The 19,399-nt window shown below is 49.4% G+C and carries 19 protein-coding genes and 1 pseudogene; 11 read left to right on the top strand and 9 right to left on the bottom strand.

Annotated features, from left to right (window positions below; genetic code table 11):
* Positions 1-62 precede the first annotated feature (62 nt).
* From aceF to ampD, 6 genes are all read right to left on the bottom strand, one after another.
* Positions 63-2,057 (bottom strand): pyruvate dehydrogenase complex dihydrolipoyllysine-residue acetyltransferase, encoded by a 1,995-nt coding sequence (gene aceF, locus AC27IB_RS17145; RefSeq protein ID WP_487122440.1) that lies wholly within the window; start codon positions 2,055-2,057, stop codon positions 63-65.
* A 20-nt stretch (positions 2,058-2,077) separates the two neighbouring features.
* Positions 2,078-4,750 carry a pyruvate dehydrogenase (acetyl-transferring), homodimeric type gene (aceE, locus tag AC27IB_RS17140; protein ID WP_296052078.1) on the bottom strand — a complete coding sequence of 891 codons (2,673 nt, stop codon included), beginning with the start codon at positions 4,748-4,750 and terminating at the stop codon, positions 2,078-2,080.
* 178 nt (positions 4,751-4,928) lie between these two features.
* A complete protein-coding gene (locus AC27IB_RS17135) occupies positions 4,929-5,681 on the bottom strand; it encodes a GntR family transcriptional regulator (RefSeq protein ID WP_296052080.1) in 753 nt (250 codons plus the stop codon).
* Between the two features lie 533 nt (positions 5,682-6,214).
* Positions 6,215-7,603: a group II intron reverse transcriptase/maturase gene (gene ltrA / locus AC27IB_RS17130; protein WP_487122437.1), complete on the bottom strand. Its 1,389-nt coding sequence runs from the start codon at positions 7,601-7,603 to the stop codon at positions 6,215-6,217.
* Between the two features lie 531 nt (positions 7,604-8,134).
* On the bottom strand, positions 8,135-8,995 hold the full coding sequence (gene ampE, locus AC27IB_RS17125; RefSeq protein ID WP_487122435.1) for a beta-lactamase regulator AmpE: 861 nt from the start codon (positions 8,993-8,995) through the stop codon (positions 8,135-8,137).
* Positions 8,996-9,001: 6 nt separating this feature from the next.
* Complete coding sequence (gene ampD, locus AC27IB_RS17120; RefSeq protein ID WP_487122433.1) at positions 9,002-9,556, bottom strand: 1,6-anhydro-N-acetylmuramyl-L-alanine amidase AmpD; 555 nt, start codon at positions 9,554-9,556, stop codon at positions 9,002-9,004.
* Between the two features lie 75 nt (positions 9,557-9,631).
* On the opposite strand from ampD, the gene AC27IB_RS17115 reads away from it, so the two are divergent.
* From AC27IB_RS17115 to coaE, 6 genes are all read left to right on the top strand, one after another.
* Positions 9,632-10,150 carry a retropepsin-like aspartic protease family protein gene (locus AC27IB_RS17115; RefSeq protein WP_296051849.1) on the top strand — a complete coding sequence of 173 codons (519 nt, stop codon included), beginning with the start codon at positions 9,632-9,634 and terminating at the stop codon, positions 10,148-10,150.
* 14 nt (positions 10,151-10,164) lie between these two features.
* Positions 10,165-11,025 (top strand): carboxylating nicotinate-nucleotide diphosphorylase, encoded by an 861-nt coding sequence (gene nadC, locus AC27IB_RS17110; protein ID WP_296051851.1) that lies wholly within the window; start codon positions 10,165-10,167, stop codon positions 11,023-11,025.
* Between the two features lie 230 nt (positions 11,026-11,255).
* Entirely contained in the window at positions 11,256-11,690 is a 435-nt protein-coding gene (locus AC27IB_RS17105) for a pilin (protein ID WP_296051853.1), read from the top strand.
* Positions 11,691-11,755: 65 nt separating this feature from the next.
* Positions 11,756-12,973, top strand: coding sequence for a type II secretion system F family protein (locus AC27IB_RS17100; protein WP_296051855.1), 1,218 nt, complete (start codon positions 11,756-11,758; stop codon positions 12,971-12,973).
* Between the two features lie 55 nt (positions 12,974-13,028).
* Entirely contained in the window at positions 13,029-13,907 is an 879-nt protein-coding gene (locus AC27IB_RS17095; RefSeq protein WP_296051856.1) for a prepilin peptidase, read from the top strand.
* Position 13,908: 1 nt separating this feature from the next.
* Positions 13,909-14,529, top strand: a complete 621-nt coding sequence (gene coaE / locus AC27IB_RS17090) for a dephospho-CoA kinase (RefSeq protein WP_487122429.1) — start codon at positions 13,909-13,911, stop codon at positions 14,527-14,529.
* On the opposite strand, the gene AC27IB_RS17085 is transcribed toward coaE, so the two are convergent.
* The 3 genes from AC27IB_RS17085 to AC27IB_RS17075 are packed head-to-tail and all read right to left on the bottom strand — an operon-like array spanning position 14,526 to position 15,619.
* The gene (locus AC27IB_RS17085; RefSeq protein WP_296051862.1) at positions 14,526-14,792 is read right to left on the bottom strand and encodes a hypothetical protein; all 267 of its coding nucleotides are present in this window, start codon (positions 14,790-14,792) and stop codon (positions 14,526-14,528) included. The genes coaE and AC27IB_RS17085 overlap by 4 nt on opposite strands.
* 1 nt (position 14,793) lies before the next feature.
* Entirely contained in the window at positions 14,794-15,300 is a 507-nt protein-coding gene (locus tag AC27IB_RS17080; protein ID WP_487122427.1) for a hypothetical protein, read from the bottom strand.
* 13 nt (positions 15,301-15,313) lie between these two features.
* Complete coding sequence (locus AC27IB_RS17075) at positions 15,314-15,619, bottom strand: DUF883 domain-containing protein (protein ID WP_487122425.1); 306 nt, start codon at positions 15,617-15,619, stop codon at positions 15,314-15,316.
* A gap of 261 nt (positions 15,620-15,880) precedes the next feature.
* Here AC27IB_RS17075 and zapD point away from each other — a divergent pair, with 261 nt between their 5' ends.
* The 5 genes and pseudogenes from zapD (at position 15,881) to AC27IB_RS17050 (ending at position 19,279) form a co-directional block, all read left to right on the top strand.
* On the top strand, positions 15,881-16,636 hold the full coding sequence (gene zapD, locus AC27IB_RS17070; protein WP_296051870.1) for a cell division protein ZapD: 756 nt from the start codon (positions 15,881-15,883) through the stop codon (positions 16,634-16,636).
* A gap of 2 nt (positions 16,637-16,638) precedes the next feature.
* A complete protein-coding gene (yacG, locus tag AC27IB_RS17065) occupies positions 16,639-16,863 on the top strand; it encodes a DNA gyrase inhibitor YacG (RefSeq protein WP_296051872.1) in 225 nt (74 codons plus the stop codon).
* A gap of 8 nt (positions 16,864-16,871) precedes the next feature.
* A complete protein-coding gene (locus tag AC27IB_RS17060; protein WP_296051874.1) occupies positions 16,872-17,735 on the top strand; it encodes an aspartoacylase in 864 nt (287 codons plus the stop codon).
* Positions 17,736-17,974: 239 nt separating this feature from the next.
* Positions 17,975-18,748: pseudogene (locus tag AC27IB_RS17055) on the top strand (PAS domain-containing protein); the annotation flags it as partial.
* 87 nt (positions 18,749-18,835) lie between these two features.
* A complete protein-coding gene (locus AC27IB_RS17050) occupies positions 18,836-19,279 on the top strand; it encodes a methyl-accepting chemotaxis protein (RefSeq protein ID WP_487122531.1) in 444 nt (147 codons plus the stop codon).
* Positions 19,280-19,399: the final 120 nt, after the last annotated feature.

The following is a 19,399-nucleotide window of genomic DNA, read 5'->3' as shown; positions in this document are numbered from 1 at the left end:
TAAAGGTAAACTCTCTAATTCAGATTACAATTCGCCCTGCACTAGGCAGGGCGAACAATGATTTACAGTATTAACTGGCGTAAATCTTCCAGTACTGACTTCAAGTGTACAGCAAACCTTGCTGCGACCGCGCCGTCAATAACACGATGGTCGTATGACAACGATAAAGGTACCGTCAGGCGAGGGATAAACTCTTTACCATTCCACTTTGGTTTCATGTCAGATTTCGATACGCCAAGGATAGCCACATCCGGCGCATTTACGATAGGCGTAAACGCGGTACCACCAATGCCACCCAGGCTTGAAATGGTAAAACAGCTACCTTGCATATCAGCGGCTTTTAACTTGCCGTCGCGGGCTTTAATGCTGATTTGCATTAACTCTTCTGACAGCTCGTAAATGCCTTTTTTATCAACATCACGCACTACCGGTACTACCAGGCCTCCCGGAGTGTCTACGGCAATACCAATATGAATATACTTCTTCTGGATCAGGGTGTCGCCTGACTCACCTAAAGAGGTATTAAAGATTGGATAGGCTCTTAACGCATCCGCTGCGGCTTTCATCATAAACACCAGCGGGGTAATTTTTACGCCCAGCTTGCGCTTTTCAGCAATCGCATTTTGTTCCTTACGGAACGCTTCCAGATCGGTAATGTCGGCTTCTTCAAACTGCGTAACATGCGGGATAGTGACCCAGTTACGGTGCAGGTTCGGGCCAGAAATCTTCTGAATACGGGTCAGCGGCTTCTCTTCAATCTCACCAAACTTGGCAAAATCGACTTTCGGCTGTGCCAGTACCTGCAGACCACCACCGTTACCACTTCCCGCAGCAGGTGCTGTGGTGCGTGGACGAGACAGCTCTTCCTTAACATAAGCCTGAACGTCTTCTTTCAGAATACGATTCTTAGGACCACTGCCAGGAACTTCCGATAAATCTACGCCAAACTCGCGCGCTAAACGACGCACCGATGGTGACGCATGAACCTTACCGGTTTTAGGCTTGGTACCGGCTGAAGGATGATGCGGCACAGGGGCTTTTTTAGGCTCTGCTGGCTTACTAGCAGCCGGCGCGCTGTCAGCTTTAGGCGCTGAAGCAGCACTGTCTGCCTTAGCAGGCGCAGGTTTAGCGCTACCTGCCACTTTCAGCATACAAACCTTGTCACCTTTAGACACTTTGTCGCCAGACTTAACCAGTAACTTGGTGACCACACCTGCTTTAGGTGATGGGACATCCATAGTGGCTTTGTCGGTTTCAAGGGTAATCAGGCCGTCTTCCACTGCCACGGTATCGCCTTCGGCAACCAGGATTTCGATAACATCAACGTCCGATGCATCACCAATATCCGGTACAGTGACTTCAATCTCTTCTTCACCGGCGGGTTCCGCCGAAGAGTCTTCTGCCGCGGCTTGCGGAGCAGGCGTGCTATCGGCTTTAGGGGCAGCACTACCACCAGAACCGGCGACTTCAAGGATCAGCACCAGAGAGCCTTCGCTCACTTTATCACCTTCTTTTACCTTCACTTCCACTACTTTACCAGCTTTAGGGCTCGGCACGTCCATGGTAGCTTTGTCGGTTTCAAGGGTAATTAAGCCGTCTTCTGCTTCCACGCTATCGCCAGCGCTTACCAGAATTTCAATAACGTCTACGTCAGCAGCGTCACCAATGTCTGGCACGGTCACTTCAATAGTTTCGCTACCACCGCTGCTTTGCTCAGCAGGCGCTGCCGCTGGCTCTTCCGCTTTGGCGGCAGGGGCTTCCTCAGCTTTTTCTTCCTGTGCCGGTGCTTCTTCAGCAGGCGCTTCGGCCGCAGCCTCACCCGCTACTTCCAGCTTGGCCAGCAAGTCGTTATGGCTGATTTTATCACCTACTTTTACGCACAGCTCTTTGAGCGTGCCGGCAAAAGGGGCTGGTACGTCCATGCTGGCTTTGTCACTTTCAACTGTTACCAGGGCGTCTTCGGCTTCAACCGAATCGCCTGGCGATACGCACAGTTCAATGACTTCAACTTCATCTTCGCCTAAATCCGGTACTAATACGTCTTTAATGTCTGACATCGTTTGCAGTCTCCCTGAGCTTATGCGAACAGCGGGTTAATTTTGTCCGGGTCGATACCCAGATCCTGCATGGCTTTGTTCAGTGTTTTGCCATCCAACTCGCCTTGCTTAAACAGCTCATAAAGGGCTGCAAAAGTGACGTATTCTGCATCCACTTCAAAGTGACGACGCAGGTTAGCGCGGCTGTCTGAACGACCAAAGCCATCGGTACCCAGTACACGGTATGAACCAGGCACATAGGCACGGACCTGTTCACCGTAGTTCTTGATGTAATCGGTAGCAGTGATAGTCGGGCCATCAAAGCCTTCGCTCAGTACTTCAGTGATGAAAGGCGTTTTCGCCTCCGCATCCGGATGATACATATTGAAACGGTCACACTCCTGACCGTCGCGAGCCAGCTCGTTAAATGAAGGTACCGAGTACACTTCAACGGCTACCCCGTAGTCATCATGCAGCTTGGTAGCAGCGGCGCGCACCTGTTCCAGGATAGTGCCTGAACCCAGCAGTTTTACTTTCTTCTTGCTGTTGCTGCGACCAATGGTTTCTAACTTGTAGATACCTTTGATGATGCCTTCTTCAACGCCTTTAGGCATTTCAGGTTGCTTGTAGTTTTCGTTCATTACGGTGAGGTAATAGAACACGTCTTCCTGCTCTTCGAGCATTCTGCGCAGACCGTCCTGAACAATCACTGCCACTTCGTAACCGTAAGTTGGGTCGTAGCTTACACAGTTAGGGATCAGCGCTGCCTGAGTATGGCTGTGGCCATCCTGGTGCTGCAAACCTTCACCGTTAAGTGTTGTACGACCGGCTGTACCACCAACTAAGAAACCACGGGTCTGGCTGTCACCGGCTGCCCAGGCTAAATCGCCCACACGCTGGAAACCAAACATGGAGTAGTAAATGTAGAACGGTACCATTGGCAGATCGTTGGTGCTGTAAGAGGTACCCGCTGATAACCACGACGCCATGGCGCCCAGCTCGTTGATACCTTCCTGCAGTACCTGACCTTTCTGGTCTTCACGGTAGTAAGCGACCTGATCAGAATCCTGTGGTTCGTATTTCTGGCCTTGTGAGGAGTAAATACCCACCTGACGGAACAGACCTTCCATACCAAAGGTACGGGCCTCATCCGGGATAATTGGTACGATACGCTTACCAATCTGCTTGTCTTTAAGCAGTGCAGTCAGTACACGAACAAATGCCATGGTGGTAGAGATTTCACGATCACCAGAGCCTTTGGTTACCGCTTCAAACGCTTTAAGCGCAGGCGCTGGTAACTCTTCGGTAGACTTAGCCAGACGACGCGGCATGTAACCCTTCAGGGCTTCACGACGTTCGCGCAGGTATTTCATCTCTGTGCTGTCTTCGTCAAACTTGTAGTACGGCAGTTTTTCTAAAGCTTCGTCTGAAACCGGAATGTTGAAACGATCGCGATAGTGTTTAATCGCGTCCATGTCCATTTTCTTAACCTGGTGAGCAATGTTTTTACCTTCACCAGCAGCACCCATACCATAACCTTTAACGGTCTTGGCCAGGATAACCTGTGGGCGACCTTTGGTGTTTACGGCGCGATCATACGCTGCGTAAACTTTAACCGGATCGTGACCACCACGGTTTAAGCGCCAGATGTCTTCATCAGACATGTTTGACACCATTTCTTTTACTTCAGGGTACTTACCAAAGAAATGCTCACGGGTGTAAGCGCCGCCTTTGGCTTTAAAGTTCTGGTATTCACCGTCTACGGTTTCGTTCATGATCTGTAGCAGTTTGCCGGTAGTATCACGGGCTAACAGCGGATCCCAGTAGCGACCCCAGATAACTTTGATTACTTCCCAGCCTGCGCCGCGGAAGGTACCTTCCAGTTCCTGAATGATTTTGCCGTTACCACGTACCGGCCCATCCAGACGCTGCAGGTTACAGTTAACCACGAATGTCAGGTTGTCCAGGCCTTCGCGAGACGCCAGACCAATGGCACCCAAGCTTTCCGGCTCATCGATTTCACCGTCACCTAAGAAACACCATACGCGTTGATCAGAACAATCTTTTAAGCCACGGTTAGTCAGGTATTTTAAGAAGCGCGCCTGATAGATAGCCTGCATTGGGCCAAGACCCATCGATACCGTTGGGAACTGCCAGAATTCAGGCATTAATTTAGGGTGTGGATAAGAAGACAGACCTTTGCCGTCTACTTCCTGACGGAAACCGTCTAATTGCTCTTCGGTTAAACGACCTTCGATATAAGCACGAGAGTAGATACCCGGCGCCACGTGGCCCTGATACATAATAAAGTCGCCACCGTCTTTGTCGTTTGGCGCTTTAAAGAAGTGGTTAAAGCCTACATCGTACAGCATGGCAGAAGACGCAAAGCTAGAGATATGACCACCTAATTCAAGGTCTTTCTTAGACGCCCGTAATACCATCATCAACGCGTTCCAGCGCAGTGCATTACGAATGCTACCTTCAACCGTCTGGTCGCCAGGCATGGTCGGTTCCTGCCCCGGCGGGATTGTATTGATATAAGCAGTGGTAGCGTCGTACGGCAAATGCGCACCGTTGCGGCGGGCTTTCTCAATAAGAGACTCTAACAAAAAGTGCGCGCGTTCTACCCCTTCTTCCTCCAGAACCGATTCTAACGATTCCAGCCATTCCTGGGTTTCCTGCGGGTCAACATCTTGGTGCATCATATCACTCATGGTGCCATCCTATAGTTACTGATATAGAAATACATCCACACTCTATATGGCTGGTCGGCACATATGGCGGATGAAATACCTAACAAATTGTCTGACATGGCAACAAAACTGCTGCGCCATATCGCTTTGTAATACTTACCTGACGACCTCGTTAAACTGCCAAAGCCGACACGTGTTCTTAAATTTCCAACCGGCGCAACGCTCGCTGCACTCGACTGTCTCGCTGATTAATTGCCAACAACGTTTTTTCGATGTAAGCAAGGTGCGCATTACAGGCCTGACGGGCCGCTTCCGGATCCCGGCTTGCAATGGCTTCAACAATCTCTTTGCGTTGCTGGGCAATATTGTCAACCGCTTCGTCACTGGCATGCAGTGCCAGCATCTCAAAGTTGCGTTCGATATTGTCTACCAGCATGGTTTGCATGGTGCTCATCACGTGGAGTAACACCATGTTGTGCGAAGCACGCGCCATAATGACGTAAAACCGCCCCAGACATTCAGCCTGGTCACGTTTGCATTCAGTGCGTTTGGGCGTTGGCATGTGATCCAGCGCCTCGCGCAACGCGGCGTAATCTTCAGGTTGGCCACGCAATGCAGCGTAATAGGCCGACATCCCCTCCAGGGCATGTCTGAATTCAAGTAAATCAAATTGGGTTTCGGGACGGCCGCTGATTAGCGCCATTAATGGGTCGGTCATGGCGGAATTGAGCTGGCGACTTACAAACGTGCCACCGCCCTGCTTACGCTCCACCAAACCTCGTGCCTGCAAATTACCAATAGCCTCCCGTAAAGACGGGCGGGATACCTGAAACTGCTCTGCCAGCTCTCGCTCAGGTGGTAAGCGCTGCCCGGCCAGTAACGAGCCATCGAGAATCATAGACTCGAGCTGCTCGGTAATGACGTCAGCAAGCTTTTTGCGACCGGTTTGCATAGTGATGAGTCAGGCTCCGAAACATTGCTTTGTAAACGGCGATGCGTTAACAATTAAAATTGGTATTACCATTTTACCTATCTAATTAGTGTAGAGCAGAATATCACGGAGGTAAATAGTAAACATAGACCAAGTTTTATAAAGTTTCTGTAACAAACTACTTAACTTTTGAAATTATTCATAAAATTTGACCGGCCAAACTGGTTCAACCAGCCCCGAATCGCGGTATTTTCCGGTAATTTAATTACAGATTGGATAATTTACAAATTTGTAAGCTGTTGTTTTGCAGTGCAGCATTTTATTACCAATCGCCTAAAAACTGTGATAAAAACTCACCATTCCTGTTTGGTAATGGCTAATAACGCTGAAAAATCGCACGGATTGTTAAAATAACCATCAACTGATGTTTATTTGTACCGCGCTGGTGTAGGTAACGATCAGATTTTTAAAGGAATAATCGAGTAGGAGGGAGTTTTACAACTCCCGTCCTCTCACACCACCGGGCATACGGTTCCGTACCACGGCGGTTCATATTAACACTGGAACTGTCGGTGACAATCCAGCAGTGATACCAATCCCATCTTGTCGAACCACCCTTTCCTGAAGGCTTGATTCATGTGGCTGGCCCCCGCATTCCACCATGCTCCTCGTTCGTTGGTCGCTGACCACCATGCCCGATTCTCGTCAAGTCCTGCCTTCATTAAGTTTCTGACCCGGGTGTATACGCGTTTCCACTGTCGCCATAACAGGCAGCGGAGTTTTCGTCGCATCCAACCATCCAGTTCTTCCAGCACGCCTTTAACTTTTGTCAGTCGGAAGTAGCTTATCCAACCCCGAAGCACTGGTGCTAATGCGTTTATCGTGTCACTGACTGAGCGTGAGCAATGCCCTGTGGTCATTTCGCGGATTTTATCCTTGAAACGATTCACACTTTGCGCAGCGATTTTCACCCGGCTCTCTTTGTGCCGGGTAAAACTATAGCCTAAGAACTTGCGTACCCATGGCCGAGCTACCGCGCTTTTGTTGACATTCACTTGCAGCTTCAGTTCTTTAGATAGGAAGTCGGTGATATCGGCCAGTAGGCTCTCGCCTGCTTTCTGACTGCTCACGTAAATATTGCAGTCATCGGCATAGCGGCAGAAGCTATGGCCTCGTCGCTCTAATTCCTTGTCTAAGCTATCCAGCAGAATGTTTGATAGCAGTGGTGACAGTGGACCGCCTTGCGGCATGCCTTTGTCTCGTGTGACCCGCTGGCCATTGTCCATCATTTCCGCTTCAAGGAAGCGGCGAATGAGTTTCAACAGCCGTTTATCTTCTATCAGGTTCGCCAGTTTCGACATTAAGATGTCGTGGTCTACCCGGTCGAAGAACTTCTCCAAATCCATGTCTACGACCCATCGCTTTCCGCTACGTATTTGCTGCTGTGCTTGTTGCACTGCTTGCCATGCATTGCGGTTTGGTCTGAATCCGTAGCTGGAGTGAGAGAAATGCGGTTCCACCAACGGACTCAGCCGTTGTGCTATCGCTTGCTGGATGAGTCTGTCTGCCACCGTTGGTACGCCTAACGTCCTGACGTCGCCGTTCGGTTTCGGGATATCCACTTTACGGATGGCCCGCGGCAGATAGCTGCCTGCTGCCAGTGAGACCTTCACACCTTGCCAATGCTGTTTCAGCCAGGGTTTTAAATCCAGCGTGCTCAGGTTATCAACACCCGCTGCGCCTTTATTCTCTACCACCCGCTGATAGGCCAGCATCATATTGGCTCGGTCTGTCACGGCTTCCATCGTCACCGATAGTTCCGCTTTCGTTCGCCCACTGTCCGCCGTGTCAATTTCAGCACCCGTAGCGTATCCCGACAGGTTCCGCCCGTCTTCGCACTCACTGGCCGCAGTCTTCTGCGCTTGTGCATCATTAATCAACATCGAGTAACAGTGTCCTAATCACGGTTAATTATGTTCAGCCCTTCATGCTATCGGTTTAATATCACTACTACGGCCTCGGCTGACTTCTGATATTCCATCCCAACACCTCTCGATGTCAGTAGCACACTGTAAAAAAAAAAAAAAAAAAAATCAGAGGCAGAACATCAGACCTCCCGGGGTAATGCGCGCGACCTTCCTGCTTATACCTGTCGGCTTTACGTTGCTGCATTCCGTGCAAGTATTGGGCTTTAGTGATAATCGCCACCTTACCCTGCAACAACGCCTAAACCGCTTCCTGTTCGTCAGGCCAGCATTTTGCCTTCGGCTTCCTTCAGATTTCACCTCACGATGAACACCCTTGCCGTTCGGCTAGCACTTCCCCTTGCCGGGTGTGCAGAGGACTTTCACCTCCAAGTCATCAACTCACCACCACAGTGAGTTAAACGGTGTCGAAACACCACGCGCCATGCCCGGCGCACGATAATAAAAAAGGGCTGTCAATGCAGCCCTTTGGTGACTCGGCGGGTCATGTCAGTTAATCAGCCCAAGTAAGGTCAGCACGGCTATAAGTGATAACAACAGCATCACATTACGTTTCGCCAGGGTGACTAACGCTTTGGGTTCACAGGCGGGATCGGCCTGCTGAGATTCGGTAAAGTCTACATCCTCGGCTTGCGCCGCCACTTCTGTTAAGACCTTCTCGCCGGCAATCGAAGGGTGAGTCAGATAACTGAGCCAAGCCGGCAGCGCCCGCGAAAAATGCCCCACCAATAACAAGCCAAAAGCCGTTATACGCACTGGCAACCAGTCCAGAATGTGCATCCAGGTGGCCATCCCTTGTTTGCGCTCATCATCCGTTTCGCACCACAGACGAAAGCATTCCCGACTGGTTACATAGGCTATGGCGCCCGCAGCACCAAAGACGGTAAAGAAAATAATCACCGCAGCATAATGCTGATAGTTGAGCCACAATAAATGCTGGCCAAAACTTTTCCCCTGAGCGGTAGGCTCATCTGACACGTCCAGCGAGGTACAGTGACCCAGTTCCCGGGTATAAAGGTGGCAGGCTTCCAGATCGCCTCGCTCTGCCGCTTGTAAAAAAGACCGGTACGTATTACGCAGAGGCTCACTGCCCAGGCATAGAAACAAAATAATGCTCTGCAACACAAAACTCAGAAAGCCGCCCAACAGCCATTGACTGATCAAAAAGGTAATCAGTACCGGTAACGCAATTTGCAGTACCAACTGAATAGGCACGCTTTGTTTAGCAATCCAGTTTTGTTCCTGCGTCCATTGCAGGTATTGGCCCAAATGATTTTCGATATGCCACACCGGCTGTTTACGCAGCGCCCTTTCCAGCGACAAAACCAACAGCAAACTGATTAACACCATGGTGTTTTACCTTTTCATGTATTTACTAAGCGCCTGGCGATAGCCAGCCCAGTTAAATGCTACACCCGGGTCGGTTTTTCGACCAGGTGCGATATCGTTATGCCCCACTATTCTGCCCAGTGTTATACCCGGATACAACGAAATTATCTGTTCACTAACCGCTTCCAGTGCCTGATACTGTTCAGTGGTGTATGGCAACTCATCGGTTCCCTCCAGTTCAATACCAATAGCAAAATCGTTGCACTTCTCGCGCCCCTGAAAACTGGAAACTCCCGCATGCCAGGCCCTTTTGTTAAAAGGGACATATTGCTCTACCCTGCCATCGCGGCGAATAACGCAATGGGCCGATACGCGAAGGTGAGCGATTTCGGCATAAAAAGGATGTTCCTTTGGATCGAGCGTACCGGTAAACAATTGTTCAATCCCTTGCGTGCCGAATTGCCCTGGCGGCAACGAGATATTGTGGATCACCAACACGCTCACATTGTTTTCGTCCGGCCGCTCATCAAAAAAAGGGGATACCTTTATTTCGGCGTCTTTATAATGATAAGAAATAGTCATAGTAGTGAATTTTTCAGGTAATTCATTAGAATAGTGTGACAGCGAAGTCGCCGGTTGACAATCTAAAGGCAAGCTATGACCCAACAACAGACTGACACCAGTAAGGCCGCCAAGTGGATGCTTATACTTGCATGGGCCTGTTTATTCGGCCTGTTGATTCTGGTGTTTGGTGATTTACTGGACAACCAGGTCAACCCCAATCAGGCGCCCGCTACGGTGATGCGCGGCGAGCAGGTTGAGATACGCCTGGAGCAAAATCGCCAGGGGCATTACGTAGTGAGTGGCACTATTAATGGTAAACCGGCGGTTTTTCTTATTGATACCGGGGCCACCAGTGTTTCCATTCCGGCGCATTTAGCCGACGAATTTAACCTGCCCAGGGGGCGAAGCGGCATGGCTTCTACCGCAAATGGCAGAGTTAAGATAACGCTCACCGAAATTGCCACGTTAACCATAGGCGGTATCGCACTGCAAAACGTAGAGGCAAATATTAACCCAGGCATGCAAAGCGAGCAGATTTTGCTGGGTATGAGCGCCCTAAAACAGTTAGAATTCACCCAACGAGGGGAAACCCTCATTCTCCGTACCCTATAAAAAGAAGTATTACCGTGAGTCAACAATCATTGCCATCGCAACAAAGCATTAAAGACCAGGTTATTCAGGCGCTAGCCGAAGACCTCGGCGGCACGCCAGACGCCAGTGCCGACGTCACCGCCAATCTGATCCCTGCCGCTCATCAGGCAACAGCTACCATTATTACCCGTGAAGACTGTGTGGTTTGCGGAGTTGCCTGGGCGCAACTGGCCTTTAGCCTGGTGGATAGCAGCATTGAACAAAGCTGGCAGGTACAAGACGGTGATAAAATAGCGGCAGACGCTGTTTTGGTTTCACTCAAAGGGTCGGCCAGAGCGCTGTTAACGGCTGAGCGTACCGCCCTTAACTTTTTGCAGTTACTCTCGGGCACCGCTACCGAAACCGCCTTTTATGCCAGTCTGCTGGCCGAGTCGGACACCCGCATTCTCGACACTCGTAAAACTATTCCAGGCCTGCGCCTGGCACAAAAATATGCCGTAGCCTGTGGCGGCGGTAAAAATCACCGCATTGGGCTGTTTGATGCATTCCTTATTAAGGAAAATCATATTATGGCCTGTGGGGGGATTGCCCTGGCCATTAGCACGGCGAAAGCACAAGCGCCCGGTAAACCGGTTGAAGTGGAAGTAGAAAGTCTTGAGGAATTGCAACAGGCAATTGATGCCGGTGCCGATATAGTGATGCTGGACAATTTTACTAACGAACAGATCCAACGCGCAGTTAGCCTCACGCAAAAACGGTGTAAACTGGAGGTGTCGGGTAATATTACTGCTGAAAGATTATCTTCACTGGCCTTATTAGGCGTGGATTATATCTCTTCAGGAGCGCTTACCAAGCATGTCAAAGCGGTTGATCTGTCACTACGCATAAACTTGTAGTAGCGGCTAACTGCCTGAATTTCCTGGCTCCGCATCTTTACGTATGCCGGATTGTACAAATAGGTAGCAGTTTCCAACACTAGAGTATAATTCCTAATACTTGTCAGATGCTTAGATGGTTCTATACTGAGAATCAAGTACCGGGGACGTAAGTGACGACGCCTCAGGTATCAACCTTAACTTTATTAAATGCTGACATTTTATTGTTTTGCGACCCGGAGAATGTGACCATGAAAAATATCAAACTGAACAACAAAGGCTTTACCTTAATCGAACTGATGATCGTTGTTGCCATCATCGGTATTCTGGCAGCGGTAGCATTACCTGCTTACCAGACTTACACCAATAAAGCGAAATTCTCAGAAGTGGTAGGTGCCACTCAGTCTCTGAAAACTTCGATTGAAATCTGTGCTCAAACTGAAGGCGCTCTGGCCTCTTGTGCACACGGCAGCAACGGCGTTCCAATAGCAATTAACGCTACAAACAGCAACCAATATGGTAACGTTGACTCTCTGGTATGGGATGAAGCGGCTGGTACCATCACTGCAACTGCGGTAACTGGTGGTGGCTTAGCCGGTGAGACTTACATTCTGACAGGTACTTTTGCAAACGGCCAAATCACCTGGGCAGAATCAGGTACTTGTGGCGCAGCGTCAATCTGCTAATTAAGAATTTTCTTCAAAGCCCAGTTTTCACTGGGCTTTTTGCTTTCTGAACAGTGAGAAAAACGATGGCCAAACAAGAAGCGTTAACCACCTATACCTGGCAAGGCAAGAATGCTAAAGGTCAAACCATTAAAGGTGAAACCAGTGCCAAGTCTGTTCAGGAAGCCAAAAACCTGCTTCGTCGCCGCGGGATATCGGCGACAAAAGTAAGAAAATTATCCAAACCGCTTTTTGGTCGCGGCGGCGACAAAATCACACCTGCCGATATTTCGGTTATTACTCGTCAAATAGCGACCATGCTGGCAGCGGGTGTCACCCTCATACAAACAATAGACATGTTGGGGGCCGGGCACTCAAAAGCCTCTATGCGAAAAGTACTTATTCAGATTGGCGACGATGTAAAAGCCGGTACGCCTCTTTCTAATGCCTTGCGTAAACATCCAAAGCACTTTGACGATTTATATTGCGATTTAGTTGAAACCGGCGAACAGTCCGGAGCGCTGGAAACTATCTTCGACCGTGTAGCGGTTTACAAAGAAAAAGCCGAGGCACTAAAATCCAAAATTAAAAAAGCCATGTTTTATCCCATCGCGGTATTGGTAGTGGCCTTTATTGTAACGGCAGTATTGTTGATCTTTGTAGTACCGCAGTTTGAAGAAATATTTTCCAGTTTTGGGGCCGCGCTGCCGGCATTTACCATGTTTGTACTTGGGATCTCTCGATTCGTGCAGGATTACGGGGTCTTTCTGCTGGCTGGAATGGGCGTTTTTATCTATTTGTTTAAGGTTTATCACCACAAATCGAAAGACTTCCGTGACAGCCTCGATGCTAAGCTCCTTAAAATCCCTGTCATTGGCGAAATTTTGCGTAAAGCCGCTATTGCTCGGTTTACAAGAACGCTTGCCACCACCTTTGCTGCCGGTGTTCCCTTAATCGGCGCTTTAGAGTCAGCCGCAGGGGCATCGGGTAACGCGGTATATCGCGACGCGATTTTATTTATCCGCAAGGAAGTAGCAGGCGGTATTCAGATGAACGCGGCTATGCGCAGTACTAACGTTTTCCCGGATATGGTGACGCAAATGATCGCCATTGGTGAGGAGTCAGGCGCAGTGGATGAAATGCTCAGCAAAATCGCCACCATCTACGAAGGCGAAGTGGATGACATGGTCGACGGTTTAACCAGCTTGCTGGAACCCATGATTATGGCCGTACTCGGGGTTGTCATCGGCGGCCTGATTGTTGCCATGTACCTGCCAATTTTCCAAATGGGTATGGTAGTTTAACGTCAGCTAAGCTGTTATTCTTAATTGCATTTTCTGATAATAGGTTACGCCCTGCATGCAATCTGTCATTGAGCTCAGTTTACACTCACCCTGGTTCTTTTATGCCCTGGCGGCCATTATCAGCCTGATGGTGGGCAGCTTTTTAAATGTGGTTATCTATCGCCTGCCAATTATGATGGAGCGTGACTGGAAGCGGGAATATCAAAGTTATTTCAACCCCGATGAGCCTGCTACTGAAACTGAGCGCTTCGATTTAGTTAAACCCGACAGTACCTGCCCCAAATGTGGCCACCGTATTCGTGCCTGGGAAAACATTCCGGTACTCAGCTATTTGGTTTTAGGGGGTAAATGCAGTGGTTGTAAAACCGGTATCTCATTTCGCTATCCGGCGGTAGAACTGCTGACCGGACTACTCTCGTTATGGGCAGCGCTGCACTACGGGCCCTCCTCTCAGGCTCTCATTGCCATTGTATTAACCTGGTTACTGGTTGCCATGACGTTTATCGATATAGATAAAATGATCCTGCCCGACCAACTCACCCTGCCCTTATTATGGATTGGTCTGTTAGCCAGCCTGAATTCAATTTTTGTGTCACCTGCCGACGCCATTTTAGGTGCCACTATCGGTTACCTGAGTTTATGGAGTATTTACTGGGCATTTAAGCTGCTTACCGGTAAAGAAGGCATGGGCTATGGCGACTTTAAATTACTGGCAGCACTGGGGGCCTTTACCGGCTGGCAGGGCTTATTGATTATTATCTTGCTGTCTTCCTTTGTTGGCGCGGTGTTCGGTATCATCATTATGATCCGGCAAAAACAAGGTAAAGAATTAGCCATTCCATTCGGACCCTACCTGGCCATAGCCGGCTGGCTAACTCTGCTGTATCAGGAACCCATCAAAACCGCCTATCTAAGCTGGGCACTGGGTTACTAGCGTGTCGGATAATCGTTGTTATCTGGTAGGTATTACCGGCGGCATAGGCTCAGGCAAAACCCTGGTAACCGATACCTTTGCCAGTTTAGGCGTTGAGATAGTTGACGCGGATATCGTCGCCAGAGAAGTAGTAGCCCCGGGCTCCGAAGGGCTGAGTGCCATCACCGCTCATTTTGGAAACACGATCATTACCCCGCAAGGCGAGCTGAACCGTGCCGCTTTAAGAGAGTTAGTATTCACTAACGAAGCACAGAAAAAATGGCTTAACCAGTGCTTACACCCACGGATCCGCCAGGCGATGGCCGAGGCTGTCAGCAACATTCAGTCAGAATATGGCGTGCTGGCGGTGCCACTGTTGATTGAGAACGGCATGCAAAAAATGGTCGACCGCATTGCGGTGGTAGACTGTCCTGAGTCTGTTCAGCTCACCCGGGCACTGAGTCGGGATGGCAGCAGCGAGGCGGCAATAAAAGGCATTATGGCGGCGCAGGTTAGCAGAGAAACACGGCTCGCCGAGGCGGATGACGTAATCGATAACAGTAAAGATAAGGCCAGTACTATTTCGCAGGTAAAGCAGTTGCACCAACAATATTTGCGAATGGCCCGGACTGGCGCTGATTAGAGCATTGCCTGCTGCATCCACATTCTGGCAAAACGCCACAACGCTTTTCGGCGTCGGTGTGCCTTGTGTGGGTCGTCACTATGCCAGCCTTTGAAGGCACCGGCAGAAAAGCTCCCTAGCAATCCCAGCGGTGTAGCCAGCAGCTGTTTAGAGGCCGCGATGGCATCTTCCTGACAATATTGACCCAGCAGTTTTATTTCCTGGTACTCATGAACGCGTTGGTCGCGCTCCGCGATAGCGCGTTTTAAAAACAAATTGGTCATGCTAACTCCCCTGCTTGCCTTGCGGTGTTTTAGCGTTGGGTTCCTCGGGCTCACCTTTCACGGCAGCAACCAAAGGGTTAATAGAAATGTGTTTAAAGGCATCTTTGGCCACTCGCCAGGCAATAAACATTAACAGCCCATTGAGCAACAGCAGAATTCCGGCTACCAAAGCAGCATGTAACCCGGCTTTTGCCAGCAACACCGCCGAGGCCGCATTAATGATCAACCAGCAGACACACCCAAACGCGAAAGTCGCCAACGTGGCGAGCGCCGTAACCAATACAGATTGACGTAGCAATTTTGCCTCGGCTCCGACCATTTCCCATTGGGCGCTAAATTGTAATTTTTTAGCTTCAATGAGATCGGATACCGCACCGATTACCTCGTCCAGCGTTATATCTGGCTGCGGGGGCGGTTGAGCAGCTTGCTCCTGATGGGGCGACGCCCCGTCGGGCAAATCACTGTCCGGACGGGGCGCTGCGGTATCGTTAACAGATGACGTGCTCATCCATCACCTCTGTTTATTTGCTTTTTTTCAGCAAAGAGGCCACCAGCATACCGGCTGCGAATGTAATACCCGCTGCGGCTACCGGATTTTCAACAGCGTAGTTGCGTACTGATGAGCCCAACCACTTCTGTTTCATTAAACGACGACGAGCAGCCAGATTATCCGCAGATTCTGAAGCCGACTCTCGCAAGCTTTGTTCCGCAGAAGCCGCTTTTTCTGCAATCGTATCCAGCGATTCATGCAGTGATGTTTGCAGTTTATCAGTCATAGGATGACCTGTAGTATCTGCACCATTTGCGGTAGATTTTGATGTAGCCATAATTCACTCCTTAAAATTAATTGTACTGCCACCAGAGTGTTGCAACTGCTGTTCCAGGTTAGAAAATAAAGCTAACCCTATGATTTTAAGGTATTATTAATTTCCTATCTGCTGAGCATAGGTAGTTGTAAGTAAAATGTGCGCAGCGGTCATGTAATTCCTTCCTGTAGGTGAGACCAGATAACCGCCTTCACTGGCGAATGCATTGGTAAAATACAGGCCAGACTGGTACGCTAATGCGAATAATTGACGAGGAAACGAATGTCGAACACTACAGTCTACGAATTCCCGCTGAAAGAAAAGGTTCGTAACTATCTGCGTATCGAACAGTTAATGGGGCAGCTAAAACTGGGTGCCTCAGGCCTTGATAATGGTTTATCGCTGTATTTCTTTGAACAGCTATTTACGCTATTGGACTTGTTTGAACGTATCGACATTCGTACCGACATCATTAAAGACCTTGATGCTCACGAGAAAAATCTGGTGCACTGGTCGCAATTGCCGAATATTGATAACGAAGCCCTGCAACAAACGCTTAAAACCATTATTAATGTACGCGATAAGCTCAAGGTTAGTAAGAAGATCAGTGCCGTGCTGCGTGATGATAAATTTCTGGCCAGTATCCGCCAGCGCTTTGCGATTCCTGGCGGCACCTGCAGTTTCGACTTACCCAATTTACATTACTGGTGCCACCGCCCGATTGCGCAGCGTCAGGAAGACATAAAACAGTGGATCATGTGCTTCGCGCTTACTGAGGAAGCCATCAGCATTGCCCTGTCTTTCCTGCGTGAACGAACAGCGTTCAGCGTAATCGAAGCCGCCAATGGTTTTTATCAGGGCGTGGCCGATGATCGCAACGAACTTATCCGGATCCGATGCCAGACTAACGAAGAATTTTATCCAACACTGAGCGGAAATAAGTATCGCTATGCTATCCGCTTTATGTACTATACCCCACCCGAAGGCCGCACCGGTGCGGTCGAGAAACCCGTTCAATTTGACTTAGCAGCGTGTTAATTGTGAAAGTAAAATGTCCAACCTGTCAGCAAGCGGTGGAATGGTCATCAGACAGTGAATTCCGCCCGTTTTGTAGCAAAAAATGCCAGTTGATTGATTTAGGTGAATGGGCTGACGAAGAAAAAGTCATTTCCAGCCCGGCCCAGGAAGCAGAAATCCATAATCTGGATCCTGAAGATATTGAAGCCATGCTGAGTGAACAACACAGCGACTTTTTTAAGCATTAGAGACTTCGATGATAGCAAATATTACTTTTGTGGGCGGTACCCACGGCAATGAAACCAGTGGCATTCAATTGGTGAGAAACTGGCAGCGATTCGGTGTGCCTGCTGCTTACCAGAGCCTGAACATTGACTGCCATTTGTCGAATCAGGCAGCCATTGATGCCAATGTCCGTTTTCTTGAGGAAGATCTTAACCGTCAGTTCACCCCAGCGCTATTGGCCAGCCAGCCACAGTGTCAGGAAGCCCGGCTAGCCCATGCGTTAAATCAGCAATGGGGGCCCAAAGGCGGATCTGACATCGACTTACTGGTTGATATTCACAATACCACCAGCGCTATGGGGGCAACCCTGATTATTCTTGAAGCCGACGCGTTTCACACGCAGTTAGCACGCTATGTGAAGCAGCAAATGCCAGAAGCCAATATCCTGGTGGAAGATGAGAAGCCGCCGGCAGAACATGCTTACCTTTGCAGTATCGGAAAACGTGGCATCATGATTGAAGTTGGCGCTCAGCCTCAGGGCGTGTTGCGCGCCGATGTATACGACCTGACCGAGCGAATGGCCCTGGCCATTCTTGACTTTGTTAAAGTGTACAACAGCCAATCTGTGCCTGAATTACCGCCTTGTGAGGTATTTCGTTTTATTGAAAACATCACGTTCCCGTTAAATGAAGACGGTGAACGGCAGGCCATGATCCACCCGGCGCTGCAAGACAATGACTTTGCCCCGGTTACAACAGGCGATCCCGTATTTTTGTCTTTCGACGGCGAGCCACAAGCCTGGCAAGGCGAAACCATTTACCCGCACTTCATCAACGAAGCGGCCTATCATAAATTACACGTCGCCTTTGCTACGGCCACTAAAGCCCAGCTTTAGTCATCAGCCTGACCCACTAATTCAAAACCTGTCGGCGCCCTTTTGCTGACAGGTTTCTACATTTATTATTTATTAACATTTAATAAACATTTCGAGATTCCGTCTATACTTATTGCAGTATCACCCTAATATGGCTGAACGCTAACACCGGTCAGTTATAACAGGCTTTGTAGATGTATCTCAACCGCAAGCTAAAGCAGAAATACATCGTCCTGATAAATTTGTAATGAGGCTGATTGATGATTATTTCACTTACCCGGCATAAAGCTGAACTTGGCAAGATAAAAGCGCAGGCCGATACCGGCCACTCCCTTATCCAATCAATAAGGAACGCGGTTGCAACTATTCAATTCACCCCAAACGGTGAAGTTATCGACGCCAACGAGTTATTTTGTCAGGCAATGGGGTATCCATTACAGCAAATTCAGGGCCAGCACCACCGTATGTTCTGCACTGCCAGTAGCGTAAAGGGCCAGGATTACGACAAATTTTGGCAACAGCTTAGAGACGGCATTCCCCAGACAGGTACATTTGAGCGCCTCAAAGCCGATGGCGAATCCATCTGGCTGGAAGCCACCTATATTCCGGTTGTCGATACCACCAACCGGGTAACTTCGATACTCAAGATTGCCTGCGACGTTACCGCCAGAATGGATGAGATGATGTCGTTAAAGGCCGTTAACGACTCCCTGGACCAATCAACCGCCGTGATTGAATTCACTCCAAGCGGAGAGGTTCGTAAAGCCAATCGTAATTTCCTCGCCGCCATGGGGTATTCACTGGAGCAAGTTAAGGGTAAACACCACTCTATGTTTTGTACCCAGGAATTTCTGGATAGCCATAAAGACTTCTGGAAAAGATTAGGCAACGGTGAACACCAGACCGGCTTGTTCGAGCGCCGTACCGCTAATGGCTCCCCCATCTGGCTGGAAGCAACTTATAACCCGATATTAGGCCCCGACGGCAAGGTGATCAAAGTCATCAAATTTGCTGCCGATGTAACCGCACAGGTAGAAGAGAAACAGTTAATTACCAAAGCAGCGGAACTGGCATTTTCAACGGCAGAAGAAACTGCTCAGATAGCCGAACAGGGCAATGAGATGCTGAAAAAATCGGTGGTGGCATCAGACTCGGCCCGCAGTCAGGTAAACACCGCTAATGAACTTATGGCAAAGCTTATTGAGCAGTCAACGAGTATTGGGGCCATCGTTTCAACTATTCGTTCTATTGCGGAGCAAACCAATCTGCTTGCCCTCAATGCCGCCATTGAGGCAGCACGGGCCGGCGATCAGGGGCGAGGGTTCGCGGTAGTCGCCGATGAAGTCCGTCAACTGGCCAGTCGCACCAGCGAGTCTACCGTAGAAATCGAGTCAGTGGTCAGTGAGAACAAACAGCTGTCGGGCAATGCGTCTGAGCAAATGAAGAATGTCCGCCTCAATGTGGATGAAACCAATGAACAGATCACCCAGGTGCAGCACGTTATGGACGAAATACACAAAGGGGCCGTAAACGTGTCGGTATCCGTCTCGTCACTGCTGAAATAACGAGGGTAAGTAATCCCAGCCCACATTTACTGTCATCCCGGTTGAATTTTACCGTCATCCAGCCCCTACATGTAACGCCATCCCGGCCCAACATTTATCGTCATCCCGGCCCAACATTTA

Source organism: Alteromonas sp. 4NH20-0104, from assembly GCF_057547795.1.
This window is presented reverse-complemented; position numbering and strand designations above follow the sequence as displayed.

What these genes read in the sequence shown, in the direction of transcription:
- AC27IB_RS17100 (WP_296051855.1), top strand. Translation starts at nt 11,756, where the DNA reads ATGGCCAAACAAGAAGCGTTAACCACCTATACCTGGCAAGGCAAGAAT.
- AC27IB_RS17050 (WP_487122531.1), top strand. Translation starts at nt 18,836, where the DNA reads ATGCTGAAAAAATCGGTGGTGGCATCAGACTCGGCCCGCAGTCAGGTA.
- AC27IB_RS17115 (WP_296051849.1), top strand. Translation starts at nt 9,632, where the DNA reads ATGACCCAACAACAGACTGACACCAGTAAGGCCGCCAAGTGGATGCTT.
- AC27IB_RS17060 (WP_296051874.1), top strand. Translation starts at nt 16,872, where the DNA reads ATGATAGCAAATATTACTTTTGTGGGCGGTACCCACGGCAATGAAACC.
- AC27IB_RS17085 (WP_296051862.1), bottom strand. Translation starts at nt 14,792, where the DNA reads ATGACCAATTTGTTTTTAAAACGCGCTATCGCGGAGCGCGACCAACGC.
- zapD (WP_296051870.1), top strand. Translation starts at nt 15,881, where the DNA reads ATGTCGAACACTACAGTCTACGAATTCCCGCTGAAAGAAAAGGTTCGT.
- AC27IB_RS17075 (WP_487122425.1), bottom strand. Translation starts at nt 15,619, where the DNA reads ATGGCTACATCAAAATCTACCGCAAATGGTGCAGATACTACAGGTCAT.
- ltrA (WP_487122437.1), bottom strand. Translation starts at nt 7,603, where the DNA reads ATGTTGATTAATGATGCACAAGCGCAGAAGACTGCGGCCAGTGAGTGC.
- aceF (WP_487122440.1), bottom strand. Translation starts at nt 2,057, where the DNA reads ATGTCAGACATTAAAGACGTATTAGTACCGGATTTAGGCGAAGATGAA.
- aceE (WP_296052078.1), bottom strand. Translation starts at nt 4,750, where the DNA reads ATGAGTGATATGATGCACCAAGATGTTGACCCGCAGGAAACCCAGGAA.
- AC27IB_RS17105 (WP_296051853.1), top strand. Translation starts at nt 11,256, where the DNA reads ATGAAAAATATCAAACTGAACAACAAAGGCTTTACCTTAATCGAACTG.
- ampE (WP_487122435.1), bottom strand. Translation starts at nt 8,995, where the DNA reads ATGGTGTTAATCAGTTTGCTGTTGGTTTTGTCGCTGGAAAGGGCGCTG.
- AC27IB_RS17135 (WP_296052080.1), bottom strand. Translation starts at nt 5,681, where the DNA reads ATGCAAACCGGTCGCAAAAAGCTTGCTGACGTCATTACCGAGCAGCTC.
- ampD (WP_487122433.1), bottom strand. Translation starts at nt 9,556, where the DNA reads ATGACTATTTCTTATCATTATAAAGACGCCGAAATAAAGGTATCCCCT.
- AC27IB_RS17080 (WP_487122427.1), bottom strand. Translation starts at nt 15,300, where the DNA reads ATGAGCACGTCATCTGTTAACGATACCGCAGCGCCCCGTCCGGACAGT.
- AC27IB_RS17095 (WP_296051856.1), top strand. Translation starts at nt 13,029, where the DNA reads ATGCAATCTGTCATTGAGCTCAGTTTACACTCACCCTGGTTCTTTTAT.